The 23,889-nt window shown below is 69.7% G+C and carries 17 protein-coding genes, 1 tRNA gene and 1 pseudogene; 12 read left to right on the forward strand and 7 right to left on the reverse strand.

All coding sequences use genetic code 11. The annotated features are described in order from the left end of the window. The first annotated feature begins 113 nt into the window (after positions 1–113). From ACIBEI_RS34330 to ACIBEI_RS34360, 7 genes are all read left to right on the forward strand, one after another. Positions 114–1,094 carry an SCO3242 family prenyltransferase gene (locus tag ACIBEI_RS34330; RefSeq protein ID WP_398894212.1) on the forward strand — a complete coding sequence of 327 codons (981 nt, stop codon included), beginning with the start codon at positions 114–116 and terminating at the stop codon, positions 1,092–1,094. Then, positions 1,091–2,086: a sugar phosphate isomerase/epimerase family protein gene (locus ACIBEI_RS34335; RefSeq protein ID WP_398894213.1), complete on the forward strand. Its 996-nt coding sequence runs from the start codon at positions 1,091–1,093 to the stop codon at positions 2,084–2,086. The genes ACIBEI_RS34330 and ACIBEI_RS34335 overlap by 4 nt, the downstream gene beginning before the upstream one ends. After that, positions 2,083–2,781: an EboA domain-containing protein gene (locus tag ACIBEI_RS34340; protein ID WP_398894214.1), complete on the forward strand. Its 699-nt coding sequence runs from the start codon at positions 2,083–2,085 to the stop codon at positions 2,779–2,781. The genes ACIBEI_RS34335 and ACIBEI_RS34340 overlap by 4 nt, the downstream gene beginning before the upstream one ends. Further along, entirely contained in the window at positions 2,781–3,692 is a 912-nt protein-coding gene (locus ACIBEI_RS34345) for a TatD family hydrolase (protein WP_398894216.1), read from the forward strand. Before ACIBEI_RS34340 ends, ACIBEI_RS34345 begins: the two co-directional genes overlap by 1 nt. Positions 3,693–3,695: 3 nt before the next feature. Beyond that, entirely contained in the window at positions 3,696–4,865 is a 1,170-nt protein-coding gene (gene eboE, locus ACIBEI_RS34350) for a metabolite traffic protein EboE (RefSeq protein ID WP_398894217.1), read from the forward strand. Next, positions 4,862–6,286, forward strand: a complete 1,425-nt coding sequence (locus ACIBEI_RS34355; protein WP_398894219.1) for a nucleotide pyrophosphatase/phosphodiesterase family protein — start codon at positions 4,862–4,864, stop codon at positions 6,284–6,286. Before eboE ends, ACIBEI_RS34355 begins: the two co-directional genes overlap by 4 nt. A gap of 176 nt (positions 6,287–6,462) precedes the next feature. Continuing rightward, the gene (locus ACIBEI_RS34360) at positions 6,463–7,632 is read left to right on the forward strand and encodes a sugar phosphate isomerase/epimerase family protein (RefSeq protein WP_398894221.1); all 1,170 of its coding nucleotides are present in this window, start codon (positions 6,463–6,465) and stop codon (positions 7,630–7,632) included. A 238-nt stretch (positions 7,633–7,870) separates the two neighbouring features. On the opposite strand, the gene ACIBEI_RS34365 is transcribed toward ACIBEI_RS34360, so the two are convergent. The 4 genes from ACIBEI_RS34365 to ACIBEI_RS34380 all read right to left on the reverse strand — a co-directional run bounded on the left by ACIBEI_RS34365 (position 7,871) and on the right by ACIBEI_RS34380 (position 14,534). Next, entirely contained in the window at positions 7,871–9,259 is a 1,389-nt protein-coding gene (locus tag ACIBEI_RS34365) for an OFA family MFS transporter (RefSeq protein WP_398894223.1), read from the reverse strand. 165 nt (positions 9,260–9,424) lie between these two features. After that, a complete protein-coding gene (locus ACIBEI_RS34370; RefSeq protein WP_398894224.1) occupies positions 9,425–11,557 on the reverse strand; it encodes an acetate--CoA ligase family protein in 2,133 nt (710 codons plus the stop codon). Between the two features lie 3 nt (positions 11,558–11,560). Continuing rightward, positions 11,561–12,838, reverse strand: a complete 1,278-nt coding sequence (frc, locus tag ACIBEI_RS34375) for a formyl-CoA transferase (RefSeq protein WP_398894225.1) — start codon at positions 12,836–12,838, stop codon at positions 11,561–11,563. A gap of 10 nt (positions 12,839–12,848) precedes the next feature. Further along, positions 12,849–14,534, reverse strand: a complete 1,686-nt coding sequence (locus ACIBEI_RS34380; RefSeq protein WP_189840998.1) for a thiamine pyrophosphate-binding protein — start codon at positions 14,532–14,534, stop codon at positions 12,849–12,851. A gap of 200 nt (positions 14,535–14,734) precedes the next feature. Between ACIBEI_RS34380 and sucC the strand changes: the two genes are divergently transcribed. From sucC to ACIBEI_RS34395, 3 genes are all read left to right on the forward strand, one after another. Next, on the forward strand, positions 14,735–15,865 hold the full coding sequence (sucC, locus tag ACIBEI_RS34385) for an ADP-forming succinate--CoA ligase subunit beta (protein WP_398894227.1): 1,131 nt from the start codon (positions 14,735–14,737) through the stop codon (positions 15,863–15,865). Between the two features lie 11 nt (positions 15,866–15,876). Further along, a complete protein-coding gene (gene sucD / locus ACIBEI_RS34390) occupies positions 15,877–16,761 on the forward strand; it encodes a succinate--CoA ligase subunit alpha (RefSeq protein ID WP_398894229.1) in 885 nt (294 codons plus the stop codon). A 229-nt stretch (positions 16,762–16,990) separates the two neighbouring features. Then, positions 16,991–18,532 (forward strand): aldehyde dehydrogenase family protein, encoded by a 1,542-nt coding sequence (locus ACIBEI_RS34395; protein ID WP_398894230.1) that lies wholly within the window; start codon positions 16,991–16,993, stop codon positions 18,530–18,532. 294 nt (positions 18,533–18,826) lie between these two features. On the opposite strand, the gene ACIBEI_RS34400 is transcribed toward ACIBEI_RS34395, so the two are convergent. After that, the gene (locus tag ACIBEI_RS34400) at positions 18,827–20,224 is read right to left on the reverse strand and encodes a DUF2254 domain-containing protein (protein ID WP_398894231.1); all 1,398 of its coding nucleotides are present in this window, start codon (positions 20,222–20,224) and stop codon (positions 18,827–18,829) included. Between the two features lie 141 nt (positions 20,225–20,365). Here ACIBEI_RS34400 and ACIBEI_RS34405 point away from each other — a divergent pair. Further along, positions 20,366–20,450: transfer RNA gene (locus tag ACIBEI_RS34405), tRNA-Leu, on the forward strand. 288 nt (positions 20,451–20,738) lie between these two features. Here the strand turns inward: ACIBEI_RS34405 and ACIBEI_RS34410 are convergent. Then, the gene (locus tag ACIBEI_RS34410; protein ID WP_398894233.1) at positions 20,739–21,278 is read right to left on the reverse strand and encodes a GNAT family N-acetyltransferase; all 540 of its coding nucleotides are present in this window, start codon (positions 21,276–21,278) and stop codon (positions 20,739–20,741) included. 165 nt (positions 21,279–21,443) lie between these two features. Next, positions 21,444–22,427: a BtrH N-terminal domain-containing protein gene (locus ACIBEI_RS34415; RefSeq protein ID WP_398894235.1), complete on the reverse strand. Its 984-nt coding sequence runs from the start codon at positions 22,425–22,427 to the stop codon at positions 21,444–21,446. Positions 22,428–22,773: 346 nt separating this feature from the next. Here ACIBEI_RS34415 and ACIBEI_RS34420 point away from each other — a divergent pair. Beyond that, positions 22,774–23,838: pseudogene (locus ACIBEI_RS34420) on the forward strand (dihydrodipicolinate reductase); the annotation flags it as partial. Between the last annotated feature and the right edge of the window lie 51 nt (positions 23,839–23,889).

The raw sequence follows: 23,889 nt of genomic DNA on the forward strand, positions 1-23,889 counted from the left end.
CGCACGAGAGCCCGAGCCAGCTGCACGAGAGCCCGACCGAGCTGCACGCGAGCCCGATACCTCACGACACCGCGAGGGCGACATCGCCACGGTCCGCGAGGCAGGGAGCGAACGTGAACGCCTGGGTGGAACTCCTGCGCCTCCCCGCCCTCTTCACCGTCCCCGGCGACGCGCTCGCGGGCGCCGCCGCGGCCGGGGCGCGCTCGAACCCCCGAACCCTGGTGGCCATCGCCTCCTCCCTCTGCCTGTACGAGGCCGGTATGGCCCTCAACGACTGGGCGGACCGCGCGGAGGACGCCGTGGACCGCCCACACCGCCCCCTGCCCTCGGGCCGCATCAGTCCGACCGCGGCCCTTGCGGCGGCCGGCGGCCTGACGGCGGCGGGCCTGGCCCTGGCCTCCACAGCGGGTCGCCGCCCCCTCGCGGTCGCCGGCGCGCTGGCCGCCACGGTCTGGTCGTACGACCTGCTCCTCAAGCGCACGCCCGCGGGCCCCGTGGCGATGGCGGCGGCCCGTTCCCTGGACCTCCTGCTCGGCGGGGTGGCCGCCAACGGCGACATCCGCAGGGCCCTGCCCTCCGCGCTGGCCCTGGGCACCCACACCCTGGCCGTCACCACGGTCTCCCGCCACGAAACGCAGGGCGGTTCACCATGGGCCCCGTTGAGCGGGTTGGCCACGACGGCGGCACTGGCCTGGTCCATCACCCGCGACGGCACGGAACGGGACCGACAGCCAGGACAGGACCGGCAACCGGGAGAGACCCGGAAGCCTGGACGGGATCGTAAGCCGGGACGGGACTGGCAGTCAGGAGGGGACTGGCAACCAGGTCGCGCGGCGGCAACCGCCACCAACCTCGTGTCCCTGCGCGGAGCACTCGCCGCCGTCTACGCGGCGACCGCCGCCCGCCCCCTCTTCCACGCCGCCCTGAACCCGTCCCCCCAACTCACCCAGCGGGCCGTCGGCGGCGGCATCCGCGCCATGATCCCTCTGCAGGCCGCCCTCGCGGCCCGCTCCGGCGCTCCCGTCACCGCCCTGCTGACGGCCGCGCTCGCGCCGGCCGCCCGCCGGTTCGGCCGGAAGGTGAGCATGACATGAGCCCTCGGCCGAGCCCCCACCCCACCGCGCACCCCCTCCGCTATTCCTACGGCACCAACGGCCTCACCGACCTCCGCCTGGACGACGCCCTCTCCCTTCTCGCAGACCTCGGCTACGACGGCGTCGGCCTGACGCTCGACCACATGCACCTGGACCCCCTCGCCCCCGACCTCGCGGCCCGCACGCACAAACTGGCCCGCAGACTGGACGAGCTGGGCCTGGGCGTCACCATCGAGACCGGCGCCCGCTACGTACTCGACCCGAGGCGGAAGCACGGCCCGTCCCTCCTCGACCCGGACCCGGCCCAACGCGCCCGCCGCGCCGACCTGCTCGTCAGGGCCGTCCAGATCGCCACGGACCTCGGCGCGCACGCGGTCCACTGCTTCAGCGGCATCCTCCCGAAGGACACGGCCGGAGAAGCGGACAACGGAGCGGGCACCGAAGGGCAGGCTGCCGAGGCCGAGGACGCCGCCTGGAAGCGCCTCGCCGAAACCCTCACCCCCGTCCTCGACGCCGCCACCGCCGCCGGAATCCCCCTCGCCGTCGAACCCGAACCCGGTCACCTCCTCGCCACCCTCGACGACTTCCACCGTCTGCGCACCGCCCTCGGCAGCCCCGACGCCCTCGGTCTCACCCTCGACATCGGCCACTGCCAGTGCCTCGAACCACTCTCACCAGCCGACTGCGTACGCGCCGCCGCCCCCTGGCTGCGCCACGTCCAGATCGAGGACATGCGGCGCGGCGTCCACGAACACCTCCCCTTCGGCGACGGAGAGATCGACTTCCCTCCCGTACTTGAAGCCCTCGCCGCCGTCGGTTACCAGGGCCTGGTCTCCGTCGAACTGCCCCGCCACTCCCACGCCGGCCCCCAACTCGCCCAGCAGTCCCTCCCGTTCCTCCATCACGCGGCCGCCGTCTCCACACCCCCGGACGCCGACCGGCCGCCGAACCCCGGCGAGGGCTCCACCGACTCCGACGGGAGAACCCCGTGAAGGACCTCCACGACGACCTCGGCACCCCGACGGACGTCACCCCGCCGGCCCTCACCGCCCTGCACACCCGCCTGAACGGCCGGCTCGACGGCGCCGCGCGTGCCTGGCTGGACCAGGCCCTCGACGAGGCGGCCGCCCACCCCGGCACCCACGGGCCCATCTCCGTCTGGGAGTTGAGGATCGCCGAGGCCGGCCGCCGCTGCGGCCCCGACCACGCGGAGGCGGCCCGCGTCCTCCTCCTGCACGCGGCCCGCGCCGACGCGACCACCCTCACCCGCGTCTACCGCCAGGGCACCGCCGACGAACGCCGCGCCGTCCTCCAGGCCCTGCCCCACATCGTGCCGGGCCCCGACGCCCTGCCGATCGTCGAGGACGCGCTGCGCACCAACGACACCCGGCTCGTGGCCGCCGCCGTCGGCCCGTACGCCGCCCTGCACCTGGACGCCCACAACTGGCGGCACGCCGTGCTCAAGTGCCTGTTCACCGGTGTCCCCGTCGAGGCGGTGGCCGACCTGCCCCGCCGCGCCCGCGCCGACGCGGAACTCGCCCGCATGCTCGCCGACTACGCCGACGAACGCACCGCCGCGGGCCGTCCCGTACCCCAGGACCTGCACCACGTCCTGGCCCTGACCGAGCACCCGGCCACCCCGCCCGGCACCGACGCCCCCCACGGCAGCGACGGCAAGGAGTCCTGATGCGCATCTTCGACCCCCACATCCACATGACGTCACGGACCACCGACGACTACGAAGCCATGCACGCCGCCGGTGTCAGAGCCGTCGTCGAACCCGCCTTCTGGCTCGGCCAGCCCCGCACCTCGGTCGCCTCCTTCCTCGACTACTTCGACTCCCTCCTCGGCTGGGAACCCTTCCGCGCCGCCCAGTACGGCATCGCCCACCACTGCACCCTCGCCCTCAACCCCAAAGAGGCCAACGACCCCCGCTGCGTCCCCGTCCTCGACGAACTGCCCCGGTATCTCGTCAAGGACCACGTCGTGGCCGTCGGCGAGATCGGCTACGACTCGATGACCCCCGCCGAGGACACCGCCCTGGCCGCCCAGCTCCAGCTCGCCGCCACCTACGAGCTGCCCGCGCTCGTCCACACCCCGCACCGCGACAAGCTAGCCGGTCTGCGCCGCACCCTCGACGTGGTCCGGGAGTCCGCACTGCCCCCGGACCACGTCCTGATCGACCACCTCAACGAGACCACGGTCAAGGAGGCCAAGGACGGCGGCTGCTGGCTCGGCTTCTCCGTCTATCCGGACACCAAGATGGACGAGGAACGGATGGTCGCCGTCTTGCGGGAGTACGGACCGGAGAAGGTACTGGTCAACTCCGCCGCCGACTGGGGCAAGAGCGACCCGCTGAAGACCCGCAAGGTCGCGGACGCCCTGCTGAAGGCAGGGTTCACCGAGGACGACGTCGACCAGGTGCTCTGGCGCAACCCCGTCGCCTTCTACGGACTCAGCGGCCGCCTCGACCTGGACGTCGCCGACACGGACGCCACCCACGAGGGCAACTCCATCCTCCGCGGCGTCCCGAAGACGGTCCCGGACGCAGACCCGAACACCGCCCCGGCCCCTGTCCCGACGACGACGGAGGCGTGACCCATGCGCTTCCGCCACCCCGACGGCTCCACCGTCCACCTCGCCTACTGCACCAACGTGCACCCGGCCGAGACCCTCGACGGCGTCCTCGCCCAGCTCCGCGACCACTGCGAACCCGTACGCAAACGCCTTGGCCGCGACCGTCTCGGCATCGGCCTGTGGCTCGCCAAGGACGCCGCCCACGCCCTCGTCACCGACCCGTCCGCCCTGCGCGGGCTGCGCACCGAACTCGACCTCCGCGGCCTCGAAGTCGTCACCCTCAACGGCTTCCCGTACGAGGGGTTCGGCGCTGAGGAGGTCAAGTACCGCGTCTACAAGCCGGACTGGGCCGACCCCGAGCGGCTCGAACACACCACGGCCCTCGCCCGCGTGCTCGCCGTACTCCTCCCCGACGACGTCACCGAAGGCACCATCTCCACCCTGCCGCTCGCCTGGCGCACGGTGTACGACGACGACCGCGCCGCCCGCGCCCACGCGGCCCTGACCACCCTCGCGGAACGCCTCGACGCGCTGGAGGATCTGACCGGCCGCTCCATCCGTGTCGGCCTGGAGCCGGAGCCGGGCTGCACCGTCGAGACCACGGCCGACGCCATCGCCCCGCTCACCGCGATCGGCCACCCCCGTATCGGCGTCTGCGTCGACACCTGCCACCTCGCCACCTCCTTCGAAGATCCGAGCACCGCCCTGGACGCCCTGGCCGCAGCCCGCGTCCCCGTCGTCAAGTCCCAGCTGTCAGCCGCCCTGCACGCCGAACACCCCCACCTCCCCGAAGTCCGCGAGGCCCTCGCCGCCTTCGACGAACCCCGCTTCCTGCACCAGACCCGCACCCTCACCGCCGCCGGACTCCGCGGGACCGACGACCTCGGCGAGGCCGTCAAGGAGGACGCCCTGCCCGACGCCTCCCCGTGGCGCGCCCACTTCCATGTCCCGCTGCACGCGGCCCCCGACGCGCCCCTCACCTCCACGCTGCCCGTACTCAAGGACACGCTGACCCGACTGGTCGGCGGCCCGCACCCGCTGACCAGCCACCTCGAGGTCGAGACCTACACCTGGCAGGCCCTCCCGCCCGAGCTGCGCCCCCGCGCCCGCGCCCAGCTCGCCGACGGCATCGCCGCGGAACTCACCCTCGCCCGGGACCTGTTGACCGACCTCGGCCTGAAGGAACTCCCATGAGCACCCACGAGACCCCGGCAGCGCCGGCCGGCACCGACGGCTCCACGGCTCCCACCCCCCTCCTCGTCCTCGACGTCGTCGGCCTCACCCCCCGTCTCCTCGACCACATGCCCCACCTCAAGACCCTCGCCCAGTCCGGCTCGCAGGCCAGCCTCGGCACGGTCCTGCCCGCCGTCACCTGCGCCGCCCAGTCGACGTTCCTCACCGGTACCCACCCGTCCGAGCACGGCATCGTCGGCAACGGCTGGTACTTCCGCGACCTCGGCGACGTACTGCTGTGGCGCCAGCACAACGGCCTGGTGTCCGGGGACAAACTGTGGGACGCCGCCCGGCGCGCGCACCCCGGCTACACGGTCGCCAATATCTGCTGGTGGTACGCCATGGGCGCCGACACCGACATCACCATCACCCCTCGTCCGATCTACTACGCCGACGGCCGCAAGGAACCCGACTGCTACACCCGGCCCCCGGCCCTGCACGACGAACTCACCGAGAAACTCGGCACGTTCCCCCTCTTCCACTTCTGGGGTCCCGGCGCCGACCTCGTCTCCAGCCGCTGGATCATCGACGCCACCCGGCACATCATCCGCTCCCGCCACCCGGACCTGACCCTCTGCTACCTCCCTCATCTCGACTACGACCTGCAGCGCTTCGGCCCCGACGACCCGCGCTCCCTGAAGGCGGCCGCCGACCTCGACGCGGCCATGGCCCCCCTCCTCGACGACGCCCGGGCGGAAGGCCGCACCGTCGTCGCCCTGTCCGAGTACGGCATCACCCGCGCGGACCGTCCCGTCGACATCAACCGCGCACTGCGCCGCGCCGGACTCCTCGAAGTGCACACGCAGGACGGCATGGAGTACCTCGACCCGATGGCCTCACGTGCCTTCGCCGTCGCCGACCACCAGATCGCCCATGTCTACGTGCGCCGCCCCGAGGACCTGGAGGCCACGAAAGCGGCGCTCGCCGATCTGCCCGGCATTGAGCAACTCCTCGACGACGAAGGCAAGAAGACCCACCACCTCGACCATCCGCGCTCCGGCGAACTCGTCGCCGTCGCGGAGCCCGACGCCTGGTTCACGTACTACTACTGGCTCGACGACGCCCGCGCGCCCGACTTCGCTCAGCTCGTCGAGATCCACCGCAAACCCGGCTACGACCCGGTCGAACTCTTCATGGATCCGCTCGACCCGTACGTCAAGGTCAAGGCCGCGGGCGCGCTGGCCCGCAAGAAGCTCGGCATGCGCTACCGCATGGCGGTCGTGCCCCTCGATCCCTCACCTATTCGAGGCAGCCACGGCCGCCTCCCCCTGAGCGACGACGAAGGTCCGCTCATCATCTGCTCCACCCCCCGCGCTGTCGGCGACCGCGTCGCGGCCACCGATGTGAAATCCCTGTTGCTCGACCTGGCCGGCCTCGGGTGACAGCACCCGGGAACGACCGGACGAGCGATTACGAAAAGTGAAACACACGGCACCGACAGTGCGTTCGGCCTGTGGATAACCGGCATACCGCACGGCACCCGTCACAGCCGGACCTCTGACGAACATGGCTGGGCCCCTGCCGAACACGGTGGGCCCCTACCCGAAAGAGAGACACCGTGACCGCGTTCAACGACGAATCCGGAACCGGCGACGCCCTGCGTCGCGCGCTCGGCGTCAACCGCCGCCGCTTCCTCAGCACCTGCACCGCCGTCGCCGCCGGGGCGATCGCCGCCCCGGTGGTGGGCGCCTCACCAGCCCTGGCCCAGGACCGGGGCAGAGGCCACGACCATGACCACGGCCGCGGTCACGTCCTCGTTCCGCCGGGCAAGCGCGGCATCATCCTCTACACCGTCCGCGACGCCACGGCCCGCGACCCGCTCGCCTCGGACCTGCCCTCCGGCTTCCGCGAGGTGTTCAAGCAGCTGGCCCGACACGGATACCGACAGGTGGAGTTCGCCGGCTACAACCAGCACGCCAACGCGCCCGGCGGCGCCAGTCTGGAGTCCGTCGCGGGCGCCAGGCTGCTGCGTTCCTGGCTCGACGACTACGGCCTGCGCGCCCAGGGCAACCACGGCTTCATACCGTCCTCCTGGCCACTGACCAGCGCCGACCTGGACACCTTCAAGAAGCACCTGGAGATCGCCAACATCCTCGGCATGGACCACATGGGCACCGGCGGCGACCCCACCGGCAGCTCCTACCCGGCCGACTGGGACGTGGCGGCCGACAAGTGGAACGCGCTGGGCAGGATCGCCCGCCGCGAGGGCATCAAGCTGTACACGCACAACCACGACTCCGCCTACGGCTTCCTGCTCGACGGAGGCCCGCTGGACGCGCAGGGCCGGCCCACCCGCAGCTCCGGCATTCGCAAGCTGGAGTACTTCCTGAAGGCCACCGACCCGAAGCTGGTCTGGCTGGAGATGGACATCTTCTGGGCGCACGTGGCCCAGTACAAGTTCCACACCTACACCGCCCACGACGGCTCCACCCGCGAGAAGGTCTTCGACCCGGCGGGGCTCGTCGCCCGCAACAACAAGCGCTACCCGCTGTTCCACGCCAAGGACGGTGTCGTGAGCACCACCAACGGCATGGGCTACGACATGGTGCCCTTCGGAACGGGCGTCATCGACTACACCACGTTCTTCTCGCGGGTCGGGGAGCGGAACTACCACAACCCGATGGTCGAGGACGACAACTCGCCCAGTGCCACGGACCCCGCACAGTCGCTGCGCGAGGCCAAGATCAGTTACGACAACCTCGCGGCCCTCCGCGCAAGGCGCCACTGACCCCGGACACACAGCGAAGGTCCTCCCCACGCGGTGCCGTGGGGAGGACCGTCGGCGTTTCCAAGGACAGAATTCCGAAGGACAGTATTCCGAAGGACGGAATTCCAAGGACAGAAGCGGATCGTGGAAGTTCTAGAGCTTCGGGGACGTGTGCGGCGGACACAGTGCGGGACGGTTCCGCACCGCAGGGTTCATGAGGGGGCATGCCCCCACCGGCTCGATTCGCCTCCTCACCGGTTCAGGCCATCTCCTCACCGATCGGGTGCGGGTTGGGCACGATGCGCTTGGCCGTAGGACGCCCAGGAGCGCGCAGGAAGAGCGCGAGGACCGCGGAACCGAGACCGATACCGCCCGCCAGTGCGAAGGCGCCCCCGTAGCCCCAGGCGCTCACGACGACGGCTCCCACGCCGGAGCCGACGAGACCGGAGATGAGCTTGGAGCTGTAGACCATGCCGTAGTTGGAGGCGTTGTTGTTCTCACCGAAGTAGTCCGCCGTCATGGCCGCGAACAGCGGGAAGATCGCGCCGCCGCCGAAGCCCGAGACCATCGAGCAGACCAGGAAGAACGGCATCGAGCCCATGTTCCCGGAGAGGAACACGCCGAACTGCGAGCAGCCGAGGACGACACAGACGATGACGAGTGTGTTCCGTCGGCCGTAACGGTCCGAGATCCAGCCGATGACACCACGCCCGGTGCCGTTGACGATCGCCTTGAGTGACATCGCGGTGGCCACGATGCCGCCCGCGAACCCCATCTCCTTTCCGAACGGCACCTGCATGGCGATGCCGAAGATGTTGATACCGGCCGTGCACAACAGGCAGAACCACATCATCCACAGGACGGGCGTCCTGGCCGCCTCCCGCGGTGTGTACTGCTTGACCGCCGGCGGGTTCTTCGCCAGTGCCCGCACGACCCGCGGGTCGTCGGAGGTCTTCAGCGGGTCGACGTGCGCCGGCCACCAGTTCTTCGGCGGGTCCTTGAAGAACCAGCCGGCGACGGCGACGACCGTGCAGCAGATCACGCCGACCATGACCAGCACGGTCTCGTAGTTGGACAGGTCCATGTACGAGGTGAACAGGAACACGAAGGGCACGGAGCCGTAGGCGAAACCGCCGTTGACCATGCCGGTCTTGCCGCCCTTGCGCTCCGGATACCACTTGCCGACCATGTTCACGCAGGTCGCGTAGACGAGGCCGGCGCCGATGCCGCTGAACATGCCGAAGCCTATGTACGCGACGATCACGTGCGGCGCGTACGCCAGCGAGATGTAACCCAGGATCGTGCCGAGTGCGCCGAGCATCATGGCGTACCGCGCGGGCAGCTTTCCGCTCTCGCGCAGCTGGCCGGCCGGGAAGGCCACGGCCGCCTGGAAGAACACCCAGACGCCCATCAGCCAGAAGATGTGCCCACTGTCCCAGAGGTGGGCCTCGTGCAGGGTGTCCTCGGCGGATGTGAACGCGTACTCCGAGGAGCTGATGCCCATCATGCCCATCCAGGGGAAGAGCACCATGGTCCAGCGTGGTCGCCCCATGATGTCCCGGTCGGTCTCGCCGATCCGGTACAGGCGGCCGTTGCGGTCCGTCACCTCCCTGTAGGGGACGGGTGTCGTGAAGTCGGTGGTTGTCATGTCGCGTAGCACCCCTTGCGTCGAAAGATCTGGCCAGCGCCCCCTGTCCAATTCCTTTCGTGTGCGCACGGGTCCCGGGGCGGGCCGACGCGCACCGTCGGCCCGCCCCTTCACCGGGTCAAGTCATGAACCGCCCCCCAACAGCGCCCACCGCGCGCCGCCGCGTCACAACAGCCCCGCCGCACGCGCCCAGCGATATTTCGCGCCGAGGACGGCGACCGGCTTCTCGGTCGTGTACGGGTATGCCACGACCCCGTGCTCGTAGAGGTACTGGCAGGCCTCCTCGACCTCGACGTCGCCCGCGAGCGATGCCACGACGGGCTTCTCGATCCCGCGCTCCCGGAATTCGGCCACCACGCGCGCGGTGAGCTCGGCGAAGACCATGGGAGGGGTCACGATGGTGTGCCAGTAGCCGAGGACCAGCGAGTGGATCCGCGGGTCCTCGAGACCGAGCCGGATCGTCGCCTCGTACGTCGACGGCGGCTCGCCGCCCGTGATGTCCACCGGGTTGCCGGCCGCGCCGAAGGGCGGGATGAACTTCCGGAAGGACGCGTCCAGGTCCGGCGGGATCTCCATCAGGGAGAGGCCGTTGTCGGTCACGGCGTCGGACAGCAGTACGCCACTGCCGCCGGCGCCGGTGATGATCACGATGTTGTCGCCCTGAGGGGTCGGCAGCACCGGCAACGCGCGCGCGTACTCCAGCATTTCGTTCAGACCGGGCGCCCGGATGACACCGGCCTGCTTGAGGATGTCCTCGTACACGGCGTCGTCGCCCGCGAGGGCGCCCGTGTGCGAGCCTGCGGCCTTGGCACCGGCCGCCGTACGGCCCGCCTTCAGGACGACCACCGGCTTCTTGGGGACGGTCGCCCGCGCGGCCTCCACGAAGGCGCGGCCGTCCTTGAGGTCCTCCAGGTGCATGGCGATGCACTTGGTGTTGGGGTCCTCGCCGAACCAGGTCAGCAGGTCGTCCTCGTCCAGGTCCGACTTGTTGCCGAGCCCCACGATCGCGGAAACACCCGTCTTCGTAGTGCGTGCGAAGCCCAGAATGGCCATCCCTATGCCACCGGACTGCGAGGTGAGCGCGACGCCGCCCTTGACGTCGTACGGCGTGCAGAACGTGGCGCACAGGTCCTGCCACGTCGAGTAGTAGCCGTAGATGTTCGGGCCGAGCAGCCGGACTCCGTACCGCTCACCGATCGCCACGATCTCGTCCTGCAGCTCGTGCTCACCGGTCTCCGCGAACCCCGAGGGGATCAGGACAGCGTTGGGGATCCCCTTGCGTCCCACCTCCTCCAGGGCCGAGGCCACGAACTTGGCGGGGATAGCGAAGACCGCCACATCCACCTCACCGGGAACGTCGGTGACACTCTTGTACGCCTTGCGGCCCAGAATGTCATCGGCTTTGGGGTTCACCGGGTGGATCTCCCCGGAGAAGCCGCCGTCGATGAGGTTGCGCATGACCGAATTGCCGATCTTTCCCTGCTCGTTGGAGGCGCCGATCACGGCCACCGACGACGGCTGCATCAACCGGCGCATGGTGGTGAGGATCTCTTCGCGTGTGTACTTCCGTCGCGGCTTGGCCACTTCCTCGGCGAGGATGACCCGGATGTCCGCGGCCACCGCGCCCTCCGGGGTGGCGATCACCGGGTTGAGGTCCACCTCGGCGATCTCCGGGAAGTCCGCGACCAGTTCGGAGACCCGGCGGATCTGCTCGGCGATCGCCCACCGGTCCACCGCCGGAGCGCCCCGCACGCCGCGCAGGATCTCCGCAGCGCGGATCGAGTCCAGCATCGACAGCGCCTCGTCCGCGTCCACCGGCGCCAGCCGGAACGTGACGTCCTTGAGGACCTCGACCAGTACACCGCCGAGCCCGAAGGCCACGACCTTCCCGAATGTCGGATCGGTCACCGCGCCGACGATGACCTCCTGCCCCTTGGGGAGGAGTTCCTGGACCTGTACGCCCTCGATGCGGGCCTTGGAGTCGTACGCCCGGGCGTTCTCGATGATCTTGTGGAAGGCGGCGCGTACGTCCGTCGCGCCCTCCACACCTACGATCACGCCGCCGGCGTCGGTCTTGTGGAGGATGTCGGGGGAGACGATCTTCATCACGACGGGCCCGCCGAAGCGCGCCGCGTACGAGACCGCCTCGTCGACGTCCGTCGCGAGTTCCTCGCCGGGGACGGCGATCGCGTACGCGTCGGCGATCACCTTGCCCTCGGGCGCGGTCAGCGCCGTCCGCCCCTCGGCCCGCACGGCTTCGAGGAGCGTACGCACCCTCAGCACCCGGTCTTCGGCCATCAATCAGATCACTCCGTTCGATTTGAGCAGGCGCAGCTCCTCGTCGCCGAGACCCAGCTCGCCGACGTACACCTCTTCGTTGTGCTCGCCGAGCAGCGGCGAACTGGTCACGTCCACGGGGGAGTCGGAGAGCTTCAGCGGGCTGCCCACGGTCACGAAGTCGCCCCGCTCGGGGTGCGGCACCGTCACGACCATCTCGTTGGCGACCAGCGACTCGTCCTCGATGATCTCCTTGGTGGAGAGGATCGGACCGCAGGGGATGTTGTGGGCGTTGAGCTGCTCAAGGACCTGCCACTTGGGGAGCGTGGACGACCACTCCTCGATGAGCTGAAACATCTTGGTGAGCTGGGGGAGCCGGGCCTCCGGGGTCGCCCACTCGGGGGCGTCCGCGAGTTCGGGGCGCCCGATGAGCTCGGTGATGGGCTTCCAGCCGACGGGCTGCACGATGACGTACACGTAGTCGTTCGGGCCGCCCGGCGCGCACTTGACGGCCCAGCCGGGCTGGCCGCCGCCGGACGCGTTGCCCGACCTGGGAACCTCGTCGCCGAAGTCGTCGTTGGGATATTCAGCCAGTGGTCCATGCCCGAGGCGCTGCTGGTCCCGCAGTTTCACCCGGCACAGATTCAGCACGGCATGCTGCATCGCCACGTTCACGCGCTGCCCGCGCCCCGTGTTCTCCCGCTGGAACAGGGCGGCGAGGATCGCCGCCACCGCGTGGATGCCCGTGCCCGAGTCACCGATCTGGGCCCCCGTCGCCAGCGGCGGCCCGTCCTCGAAGCCGGTGGTCGACATCGACCCGCCCATGGCCTGAGCGACGACCTCGTACGCCTTGAAGTTGGTGTACGGGCCGTCCCCGAACCCCTTGATGGAGGCATAGACGATCCGCGGATTGATCTCCTGGATGCGGTCCCAGGTGAAGCCCATGCGGTCGACCGCGCCCGGTCCGAAGTTCTCGACCATGACGTCGGAGCGCCGGATCAGCTCGGTGAGGATCTCCTTGCCGCGCTCGGTCTTGGTGTTGAGGGTGATGCTCCGCTTGTTGCAGTTGAGCATCGTGAAGTAGAGGGAGTCGACGTCCGGGAGGTCACGCAGCTGCTTGCGCGTGATGTCCCCGGTCGGCGCCTCCAGCTTGACGACGTCCGCGCCGAGCCAGGCGAGCAGCTGGGTGGCGGAAGGACCGGACTGGACGTGCGTCATGTCGAGGACGCGGATGCCTTCGAGGGCTTTGGTCGAGGTCGGCGGCGTCGCTGCCGTGGCCGGCGTCTCAGTCGTCGCTGTCATCGGTGCCACCTCACTTGTACATCGTCTGGTTCATGGTTCCGGGGGCGTACGCGTCCGGGTCGACCCAGACGTTGATCAGTGACGGCTTGCCCGACTCGCGGGCGCGCTGGAGGGCGGGGGCTATGTCGGCGGGGTCGCGGACCTCTTCGCCGTAGCCGCCCAGCATCTGGGCGAACTTGTCGTAGTGGACGTCGCCGAGGGTGTTGCCGACCCGCTCGCGCTCCAGGCCGTACTTGGCGGCCTGGCCGTAGCGGATCTGGTTCATGGAGGAGTTGTTGCCGACGATGCCGACGAACGGGAGGTTGTAGCGGACGAGGGTCTCGAAGTCCCAGCCGGTGAGCGAGAAGGCGCCGTCTCCGAAGAGGGCGACGACCTCCTTGTCGGGCCGTGCCTTCTTGGCGGCGAGCACGAAGGGGACGCCGACGCCGAGCGTGCCGAGGGGTCCCGGGTCCATCCAGTGCCCGGGCGACTTGGGCTGCACGACCTGACCGGAGAAGGTGACGATGTCGCCGCCGTCGCCGATGTAGATGGAGTCCTCGGTGAGGAAGTCGTTGATCTCGCTGACCAGGCGGTACGGGTGGATCGGCGAAGCGTCCGACTTCAGGTTCGGCAGCCGCTTCTCGATGGCGGTCTGCTCTGCGGCGCGCAGCTCGTCGAGCCACTCCTTGCGCTTCGACGCGCCCCCGTTGATGCGACCGGAGGCCGCCTCGGTGACCGACTTCAGGACCAGACCCGCGTCACCGACGATCCCGAGGTCGATGTCCCGGTTCTTGCCGACGGTCCGGTAGTCGAGGTCGATCTGCACGACGGTGGCGTCCTGCGACAGCCGCTTCCCGTAGCCCATACGGAAGTCGAAGGGCGTACCGACGATGACGATGACGTCGGCGTTGGAGAAGGCGTACCGCCGCGACAGCTGGAAGTGGTGCGGGTCCCCGGGCGGCAGCGTGCCGCGCCCGGCGCCGTTCATGTACGCGGGGATGTTGAGAGCGCGTACGAGCTCGATGGCGGACTCGGTGCCACGGGTCGTCCACACCTGGCTGCCCAGCAGGATCGCGGGCTTCTCGGCGTGCACGAGGAGGTCGGCGAGCTTCTCGATGGCCTCGGGGTCACCGGCCGAGCGGGTCGAGGCCCGGTACTGGCCGGCGGCGGGGACCCGGGCCTTCTCGACCGGCACCTTGGCGTCGAGGACATCGCGCGGGATCTCCAGGAAGGACGGGCCGGGCGCCCCGTGGTAGCACTCACGGAACGCCATCGACACCATGTCGGCGGCCCGCGCGGTGTCCGGCACGGTCGCCGCGAACTTGGTGATCGGCGTCATCATGTCGACGTGCGGCAGGTCCTGCAGAGACCCCATCTTGTGCTGGGTGTGCGCCCCCTGGCCGCCGATCAGCAGCATCGGGGACTCCGCGCGGAAGGCGTTGGCGACACCCGTCACGGCGTCGGTCGTGCCGGGACCGGCGGTGACGACGGCGCAGCCGGGCTTGCCGGTGATGCGCGCGTAGCCGTCGGCGGCGTGGGCGGCGACCTGTTCGTGGCGTACGTCGACGACCTCGATGCCTTCGTCGACGCAGCCGTCGTAGATGTCGATGATGTGGCCGCCGCAGAGCGTGTAGATGACCTCCACACCCTCCGCTTTGAGTGCCTTGGCGACCAGGTGCCCACCGGAGATGAGGTTCTGGCTGTTGTCGTCGGGCATGGCGAAGTCCTGTCCCTTCGTAGGGGATTGGGCGCGCCGAAGCGCAGCTCATACGTGCAGCTCATACGTGGTGCGCGCACTGTTCGTGGATGCCGTCGCGGTACATTGCATACAGTCGACGAATACTGTATGAAGCTTGTTATCCCGCATCCAGTGGGTGGTGTCCAGGGGGCGTGCGGCACTTTTAAGAGGGAGCCGAGATGGACCTGTTCGAGCACCAGGCAAGGGAACTCTTCGAGGAACACGGCATCTTGGTGCCGAGGGCGGAGGTCACGGACTCGCCCAAGGAGGCACGCGAGATCGCCCGCAGGCTCGGCGGCCGCGTCGTCGTCAAGGCACAGGTGAAGACCGGCGGACGCGGCAAGGCGGGCGGCGTGAAACTCGCCGCGGACCCCGCCGCCACCGAACTGACGGCACGCCAGATCCTCGGTATGGACATCAAGGGCCACACCGTCGGCAAGGTGATGCTGGCCCAACCGGTCGACATCGAGAGCGAGTTCTACGTCAGTTACGTACTCGACCGAGCCGCCGGCCGGTTCCTCGCGATCGCCTCGGCCGAGGGCGGCATGGACATCGAGGAGGTCGCCGCCACCCGGCCGGACGCCGTGGCGCGCGTCCACATCGACCCCGCCGAGGGCGTCACCTCGGCGAAGGCGGCCGAGATCGCCGATGCCGCGGGCCTGCCCCCGCAGACCGTCGACGTCCTGGTCAGACTCTGGGACGTACTGATCCGCGAGGACGCCGTACTCGTCGAGGTGAACCCCCTCGTCCGTACCGCCCAGGGGCAGATCCTCGCCCTCGACGGCAAGGTCACGCTCGACGACAACGCCCGCTTCCGGCAGGCCCGTTGGGGCGACCAGGAGTCCACGCACGACGACCCGCTGGAGGCGGCGGCCGCCGCCAAGAACCTCAACTACGTGAAGCTGCACGGCGAGGTCGGCATCATCGGCAACGGCGCCGGACTCGTCATGTCGACCCTCGACGTGGTCGCCGGCTGCGGCGCGCGCCCCGCCAACTTCCTCGACATCGGCGGCGGAGCCTCCGCCCAGATCATGGCCGACGGCCTCTCCGTCATCCTCTCCGACCCGGCGGTGAAGTCCGTCTTCGTCAACGTCTTCGGCGGCATCACCGCCTGCGACGCGGTCGCCGACGGCATCGTGCAGGCCCTGGAATCGGTCCACTTGACCAAGCCGCTGGTGGTCCGCCTCGACGGGAACAACGCCGTACGCGGCCGCACGATCCTCGACGACCGGGCGCACCCCCTGGTCCAGCAGGCCACCACCATGGACGGCGCCGCGCGCCGTGCCGCCCAACTCGCCAACGCCAGCTGAAGGAGCGGGACATGGCCATCTACCTCACTAAGGAGAGCAAGGTCCTCGTCCAGGGCATGACCGGCGGCGAGGGCATGAAGCACACTCGGCGGATGCTCGCGGCCGGCACCGACGTCGTCGGCGGCGTCAACCCGCGCAAGGCAGGGCAGAGCGTCGACTTCGACGACCGCGCCGTGCCCGTCTTCGGCTCGGTTCGCGAAGGCATCGAGGCCACCGGAGCCGACGTCAGTGTCGTCTTCGTCCCACCCGCCTTCTCCAAGGCGGCAGTTGTGGAAGCCGCCGACGCCGGCATCGGGCTCGCCGTCGTCATCACCGAGGGCATCCCGGTCCACGACTCGGTCGCCTTCACCGCGTACGCGAGGGCGAAGGGCACGCGGATCATCGGCCCCAACTGCCCGGGCCTGATCACCCCCGGGCAGTCCAACGCGGGCATCATCCCGGCCGACATCACCAAGTCGGGCCGCATCGGCCTCGTCTCCAAGTCGGGCACGCTCACCTACCAACTCATGTACGAACTCCGCGACATCGGCTTCTCGACCTGCGTCGGCATCGGCGGCGACCCCGTCGTCGGCACCACCCACATCGACTGCCTGGCCGCCTTCCAGGACGACCCCGACACCGAACTCATCGTCCTCATCGGGGAGATCGGCGGCGACGCCGAGGAACGCGCGGCCGCGTACGTCCACGACCACGTCACCAAACCCGTCATCGGCTACATCGCCGGATTCACCGCACCCGAGGGCAAGACGATGGGCCACGCCGGCGCGATCGTCTCCGGCTCGTCCGGCACGGCCCAGGCGAAGAAGGAAGCCCTGGAAGCGGCCGGGGTCCGCGTGGGCGACACCCCGACCGAGACGGCCCGGCTGGTCCTTGCCGCCCTGGGCGAGTCCGGATGAAGGAGCATGATGTCACTCATAGTTGACGCGACGTTACTTTGCGACGCCTGGATGGATCGCTAGCTTCCTTCGTACGACGTCTCCGTACGCGAGTACCTCAGAGCCGGGACAAGCCCGGAGTCCGGGTCGTAATTCCCGTACTCCGGAACTCATGCGCCCCAGCACTCCCGTACGGGAGACGAGCCATGCACTACCGCCCCCGACTGTGCACCGAGAGCGGAGCAACCGAATGGCACCCACCCTCACCCTCAAGTCCCACACCTCCTGGACCGACGCCTGGCAGCGCTGCCTCACCGTGGCACCGGAAGCCTTCCGGGACGACCGTGTCCTCAACCTCTGGGGCGCCGCCTGGCAGGCGGACGGCAGGGCGCTGCCCGCCACCAGCCCCGTGGACGGCAGCCCCATCGCGGGGCCCCCGCGCCTCGACGGCCCGACGGCCCACCAGGCCGTACGCGCCTCACTCGACCACCACCGCGCCTGGCGGCACGTGCACCTGGACGAACGCCGGGCCCGTGTCGCGGCGACGCTCGACGCGCTCACGGAACACCGCGAACTGCTCGCCCTCCTCCTCGTCTGGGAGATCGGCAAGCCCTGGCGGCTCGCGCAGGCCGACGTCGACCGGGCCATCGACGGCGTGCGCTGGTACGTCGACGGAATCGAGCCCATGGTCGAGGGCCGAACCCCGCTCGACGGGCCTGTGTCCAACATCGCCAGCTGGAACTACCCGATGAGCGTGCTCGTTCACGCAATGCTGATACAGGCATTGGCAGGCAACGCGGTCATCGCCAAGACCCCGACCGACGGCGGCGTCGCGTGTCTCACCCTGGCCTGCGCACTCGCCGCACGCGAGGGGATTCCCGTCACCCTCGTCAGCGGCAGCGGGCGCGAGCTGTCGGAGGCGCTCGTGCGCGCGCCCGAGATCGGCTGCGTCTCCTTCGTCGGCGGCCGCGACACGGGCGCCGCGGTGGCCACGGCCGTCGCCGACCTCGGCAAACGACATGTACTGGAACAGGAGGGACTGAACACCTGGGGCATCTGGAACCACACGGACTGGGACACGCTGACGGCGGTGATCCCCAAGCTCTTCGACTACGGCAAGCAGCGCTGCACCGCCTACCCGCGCTTCGTCGTCCAGCGTGAGCTGTTCGACGACTTCCTGGCGGCGTACCTGCCGGCGGTCCGTACGCTGCGAGTGGGCCACCCGTTGGCGGTCGAGCACCCTGACGACCCGTATCCGCAGCTGGACTTCGGTCCGGTGATCAACGCGGCCAAGGCGAAGGACCTCCACGACCAGGTCGCCGAAGCGATCGACCGGGGCGCTGTCCCGCTGCACCGAGGCCGGCTCACCGACGCGCGTTTCCTGCCCGGCCAGGACACGGCGGCGTACGTCCAACCGGTCACGCTCCTCAACCCGCCCCCGTCCTCGCCCCTCCACCACGCGGAACCCTTCGGCCCGGTCGACACCATCGTCCTGGTCGACACCGAGGCGGAGCTGCTCGCCGCCATGAACGCGTCGAACGGCGCGCTCGTCGCGACCCTGTCGACGGACGACGAGGCCACCTACGACCGGCTGGCCCCGCAGATCCGTGCCTTCAAGGTCGGCCACGGCAAGCCCCGTTCGCGCGGCGACCGCGACGAGCTCTTCGGCGGCTTCGGCGCGTCCTGGCGGGGTGCGTTCGTGGGCGGCGAACTGCTGATACGCGCGGTGACGCGAGGACCGGTGGGGGAGCGGTTGCCGGGCAACTTCCCGGAATACCACCTCATGCCGTGACCGCGGGTGGGCGGCGCCGTGCGGGGCGTCGCCCACTGGTCCGGGGATTGGATCGCCGGTGGTCCGGTCGGTGGCGGGTGGTCGCGTCGCCGGACTCTTCGCACCGCTGGACTGTTCGCGTCGTCGGACTGTTCGCCCGCTGGACTGATGGCTGGACCGATGGCTGGGCCGACTGCCGGACCGCCCGCTTGACCGGCACGCGGACCGACCACCTGCGCCCGCCCGCGCGACTGACCGTCCGGCGGGCCGACGGGCCAGCGGGTCGGCGGGTCGGCGGAGACGGCCGAGTCGCGCCTATCCGATGCCCTGCCGGTCCGGGTGGAGGGCGAAGACGCGGTCCGCGGCTTCCGGAACGGTCCGTTCCACGGCCTGGGTCAGCAGCGTGCGATGGCGGACCAACGGCGCCCGACGGTCCTCGGGAACCGCACCGAGGAGATCGTCGAGCCCGGCCAGCAGACGGCGGGTGACCTGAGGACTGGACACCGCGCACACCCGGATCTCGGTGAAGGCGAGATCGACCAACTCGGCCCAGCCCGGCACGGGTTGCACCAGCCGTACGGTGCCTCGCCGGTCCCGGTGCAACAGAGCCCCGAGCGGGCGCCGCGCCACCGAGGACAGGAACTGCACGATCCGGTCCGCGGCCTGAACCGCCGTGGTGGGGTCGTTCACGGCAGGCGACAGGGCCCGTAGTGCGATGTCCGCCAACTGCCGCAGCCCGAACCCCAGATCCTGATGGAACGTCCGCTCGGCACCCACGGACACCTGAAAACTCAGCGCCCGCAACCCCTTTGTTGCGGGCCCGCCGTGTACGGCGAACACCGGCGTACCCGGCACGACGAAGTCCCCGATCCGCGGGACGAGCCGCAGCACGACACCGTTCTGCCGCGCCATCCGGACGAGCCGCGCGATGTCGATGTCCCGCAGCACGCCCGCGCGGCCGTGATGGGCGACGCGGGCGGTCTCGGGACCGAGGTCGGAGCCGGTGCTGGTGCCGGTGCCGGTGCTGGCGTCGGTGCTGGTACTGCTGCCGCCGACGGGCTCCTCCGCCGCCGAGACGTCGAGGGGCATGCTCGCGACAACCCGCAAAGCCTCCCTGGTGATCAGATCAACGACGTGTGCGACCCGCATCAGCCGCAGCGTCGAGTTCACGTACATCACGAACAGGACGACGCTCAGCCCCACCAGGATCAGTGTGAGGACGGACTGGACGAGCGGGATCGAGGCCACCAACGCGGGATCGCGCTGACTGTCGTACGAGGTGAGGACGAGCAGGGACTGGACGAAGGTGGCCAGGAACACCGCGAAGGTGGCCTTGGTGATCCGGCTCCGCACGAAGATCCGTACGACGCGGGGGCTGAACTGCCCGGCGGCCATCTGCACGGCGACGAGCGAGATGCTGAAGACGACACCGATGAAGGTCATCATGGCCGCGCTGATCGTGGTGACCACGGTCTTCGCGTCCTCGGCGATCCCCAGCAGATCACTGACGGCGTCCTCGTCGCCTGCTTCGCGCAGCGCGGTCAGGATCGCGTCGTCAGCCGCAGTCGCCGCGGACCACACGACGAACACCAGGAACAGAGCGGCGGTCGGAGCGAACCAGAACGTGTCCCGCAGATGCTCCCGCCACGGCGACAGAGCCCTGTGCCGCCGCCGTCTCCGCGGCAACCCGTCCGTAGTCTTCCAGTCACCCATGGTGAGACTGTAGGTGCACCCTCCACACCTGTCGGGGACCCCCGCCGAGGCGAGGAAACGCAGGTGAAAGCCACTCCGAAAGCTTGGTATTGTTGTGCATGTCGCCACGGGGAACACCCCCGTCCAGGCGGCAGACACCTAGTCCGGGTGGCGGAATGGCAGACGCGCTAGCTTGAGGTGCTAGTGCCCTTTATCGGGCGTGGGGGTTCAAGTCCCCCCTCGGACACAAGTCTTTACGTGCACGGATGGTGTCGGCCGGTTTTCGGTCGGCACCATCCGTGTTTCGTTTGCCGTAGATCGGGCGCGGGCCGGGCTGGCGGTAGAGCTCGGCCTTTGTTTGAGGGGTCGGCCTGGCCGAGGAACGGCAGCAGGCACGTCGGCGCCGGCTTCCAGAGTGGCCCGGTGGCGGGCGAGCTTGCGGTCGCATTCGTTGATGGTCTGGCGCGCGGCGGACACGCGCAGGTCGGGTGCGGTGTGTGTCTGTTCCATTTCGGTGAGCGACTGTTCGATGTGCTCAAGGGGACGGAGTGACCGGGGGCCGCAGGCCGAGCCACTGTTCGGCGTCCCAGGCACGAAACCGCTCCACCTCGGTGAACCCCAGCTTCGCCGCGAGACGCATCGAGCCGACGTTGGCGGTCTGGGTGGCAAGCACCACCGGCTCGCCGGGCAGGACGCCATCGAACCAGTCGAGCGCCGCCGCGCACGCCTCGGCGGCGTACCCGAATCCCCACGCGCGCGGCAGGAACAGGTAGCCGAGGTCGGCCTTCCCCACGGCAGTCGGACGATGGTGCCCCGATGCTCTCCTGAGCAGGATCTGGCCGATCATCGCCCCGTCGAGATCAACGACGAAACTCCCGGGCCACCGCTCGGGCACCCTGGGCATCTCGCGTTCAAGCTTGTCGCGCGACCGGGGACCGCCGAGGTAGGTGTGCACTTCTGTTGACGCCAGCAGCTCGATGAACGCCGCGCGGTCCCGGGCTTCTGGCTCACGGAGCACCAGCCTCTTGGTCCTGATCGGGGCAGGTGGCCATGCGGCGGGTCCGAGGTCGGTCATGCGGGCCAGCCAATCAGCAGGATCGGTAACGATCAAGACTCGCGAACCGGTCAACCCACCTGACCTGACCTGACCTGCCCTGCCCTGACCTGTTCTTGTTCCTGCTGGTCCGTCCACGTTGAGTGCGGAACGCCCGCTCCGTGCATGACCCGCCGGACAGCCGCCCTAGACCATGCTGAGTGCCCGCATCGCATCACGCTCGATGCGCGAGACGTCGTGGAGAATCGAGCCAGCCTGCATGAGGTCCTTCGAGTCGCCGGATTTCCCTGCTGTCGCGACGAGTTCGGCCACCTGCGTCCAGAGCGTGGCGGCCTCGGTGTACAGGCTGTGGCCGGTGCGCAGGTGGCTGCTGTCGATCAGCTGGGCGCACTCGGCGAGGAAGTCGCGGTAGAGATTGCGGAAGAGGGCACCGCCGGTACCGGCCCTCTCCATGAGGAGGGCGGCCCGTGGCAGGTCCTCCCGGGGATTGTCGCTGCGCGGCAGCCACTTCGGCACTTGTCCGGCGGCCTTCTCGATGCCCCGGTGACCCAGGTTCGCGATGGGCGGGTTCAGGAAGGTGCCGGCGCAAGTCTTGATCGCGGGAATGATCCGGTCCTGCGGTGACGTCGGACTGCTGGGCGCTGTGATGGTGAAGGAGCGGTGCTTGGCGGTCATGGGGCCGCGTTCGGCCCTGGCCCTGGCCAGGCCCGCGAGGCTGGTCGAGACACCTCCGCCCTGCGGGACGGTGTCCACCAGGTAGGCGTCCTGTTCGTCGTAGCCGTACATGGCCACGACGTGCCCGCCGAAGTGCACCTTGGTGCTGAAGTAGTCCAGGTGGTAGCTGTCGAGTTGAAGGCCGACCGGCCTACCGGCGTCGATGGGTGTCACCACGTTGTGCCATGCCTTGCGCGGGGAGGTGGTCTCCTCGACCATCAGCTCAAGTCCGAGTGCGGAGGCCAGGTTCCTGGTGAGTTCGAACGGCTTGACGCGGCCTCCCAGGAAGGGGAAGTCCATGCCTTTGCTGTCCCAGTAGACGAAGGACAGCCCGGAGCCAAGTCCGAACAGCATGGGCTCGGACAGGTCGATTCCCTCGTGCCGCAGCAGCACGCCCAGCGTCGTCGTCTCGCAGTGCTGCATACCGCGGACGTCGATGTCCTTCACCATGGTCATGCCGCGCATTCTCCTCCTCGCCGGATGCCAAACACCCGCTGATGGGCGTGCCGGACCAGCACGTCCCAGGCACGTCCCAGGCACGTCCCAGGCACGTCCCAGGCACGTCCGCCGGACAAGGCTCGGCGTGCGTCCATGGCGCGCCGCTCCTGAACTCCCTTGCCCGGTACGCCCGTTCGTACCGCTCCATGACAGCCCGCCCGGCCAGGGCAACACTTCGAGCGAGGGAGTGGCCCTGTGTGATCAGTCCGGTGGCCGACCGTCGTGGCCGTCTCGGTCGGAACGTCCCCGGGTCGGGCGGTGCAAGGGTATAGAAACTGACGACTCGTCAGGTTACGCTCCGCGCATGATTTCCACGGTGGTCTGGGGAACCGGAAATGTCGGCCGTGCGGCGATCCGTGCGGTCGACGCGCATCCGGCGCTCGATCTCGCGGCGGTACTGGTTCACAGTCCCGGGAAGGTCGGCCGCGACGCGGGTGAACTCGCCGGTCTGGACCGGGCCTTGGGCGTCGCGGCGACGGACGATGTCGCCGCGGTGCTGGCGGCGGGGCCGGGGGCGGTGGTGTACGCGGCTTCGGGTGATATCCGGCCCGACGAGGCACTGGCCGACATCGGCGCGGCGATCCGGGCGGGCGCGGTGGTCGTCACTCCCTCGTTGTATCCGCTCTACGACCAGCGCAACGCCCCGCCCGAGTTCCGCGACCCCGTGCTCGCGGCGATCGCGGACGGTGGCGGGTCACTGTTCGTGTCCGGTGTCGACCCGGGCTGGGGCAATGACGTCCTGCCCCTGCTGATGAGCGGACTCGGCACGGTCGTCGACGCCGTCCGCTGCCAGGAGATCTTCGACTACTCGACGTACGAGCAAGAAGAGTCCGTCCGGCATCTGATCGGTATGGGCCATCCCATGGACTACCAGCCGCTGATGCTCGCGCCGTCGATCCCGACCATGGTGTGGGGCGGGCAGATACGGCTGATGGCCAGGGCCCTCGGCGTCGAACTCGACGAGATCCGCGAGACCTTGGAGCGACGCGCGCTCGACACCACGGTGAGCACCCGGACCATGGGCGACTTCGAGGCCGGCACCCAGGGCGCCGTGCGCTTCGAGGTGCAGGGCATCGTGAAGGGCGAACCCCGCCTGGTCATCGAACACATCACCCGCATCCACCCGAGCTGCGCCCCGGACTGGCCGTCACCACCCAACGGCGACGGGGCCCACCGTGTGATCATCGAGGGCCGCCCGCGCATCGAGATCACCGTCGAGGCCACCGACGAGGGCGACAACCGCTCCGCCGGCGGGAACGCCACCGCCGTCGGCCGTCTCGTCGGAGCCATCGACTGGCTCGTCGACGCGGAACCCGGACTCTACGACGCCCTCGACGTTCCGCTGCGCCCGACGGTCGGCAGACTCGGCGCACCCGCATCGCTCGGCGCACCCGCACCGCTCGGAGCAACCGCATCACTC

Origin of the sequence: Streptomyces sp. NPDC050988, from assembly GCF_044456225.1 — a bacterium.
Classification (GTDB): domain Bacteria; phylum Actinomycetota; class Actinomycetes; order Streptomycetales; family Streptomycetaceae; genus Streptomyces.

Coding starts and splice junctions, on each gene's coding strand:
- ACIBEI_RS34335 (WP_398894213.1), top strand. CDS start 1,091: ATGAGCCCTCGGCCGAGCCCCCACCCCACCGCGCACCCCCTCCGCTAT.
- ACIBEI_RS34345 (WP_398894216.1), top strand. CDS start 2,781: ATGCGCATCTTCGACCCCCACATCCACATGACGTCACGGACCACCGAC.
- eboE (WP_398894217.1), top strand. CDS start 3,696: ATGCGCTTCCGCCACCCCGACGGCTCCACCGTCCACCTCGCCTACTGC.
- ACIBEI_RS34355 (WP_398894219.1), top strand. CDS start 4,862: ATGAGCACCCACGAGACCCCGGCAGCGCCGGCCGGCACCGACGGCTCC.
- ACIBEI_RS34365 (WP_398894223.1), bottom strand. CDS start 9,259: ATGACAACCACCGACTTCACGACACCCGTCCCCTACAGGGAGGTGACG.
- ACIBEI_RS34370 (WP_398894224.1), bottom strand. CDS start 11,557: ATGGCCGAAGACCGGGTGCTGAGGGTGCGTACGCTCCTCGAAGCCGTG.
- frc (WP_398894225.1), bottom strand. CDS start 12,838: ATGACAGCGACGACTGAGACGCCGGCCACGGCAGCGACGCCGCCGACC.
- ACIBEI_RS34380 (WP_189840998.1), bottom strand. CDS start 14,534: ATGCCCGACGACAACAGCCAGAACCTCATCTCCGGTGGGCACCTGGTC.
- sucC (WP_398894227.1), top strand. CDS start 14,735: ATGGACCTGTTCGAGCACCAGGCAAGGGAACTCTTCGAGGAACACGGC.
- sucD (WP_398894229.1), top strand. CDS start 15,877: ATGGCCATCTACCTCACTAAGGAGAGCAAGGTCCTCGTCCAGGGCATG.
- ACIBEI_RS34395 (WP_398894230.1), top strand. CDS start 16,991: ATGGCACCCACCCTCACCCTCAAGTCCCACACCTCCTGGACCGACGCC.
- ACIBEI_RS34400 (WP_398894231.1), bottom strand. CDS start 20,224: ATGGGTGACTGGAAGACTACGGACGGGTTGCCGCGGAGACGGCGGCGG.
- ACIBEI_RS34410 (WP_398894233.1), bottom strand. CDS start 21,278: ATGACCGACCTCGGACCCGCCGCATGGCCACCTGCCCCGATCAGGACC.
- ACIBEI_RS34415 (WP_398894235.1), bottom strand. CDS start 22,427: ATGACCATGGTGAAGGACATCGACGTCCGCGGTATGCAGCACTGCGAG.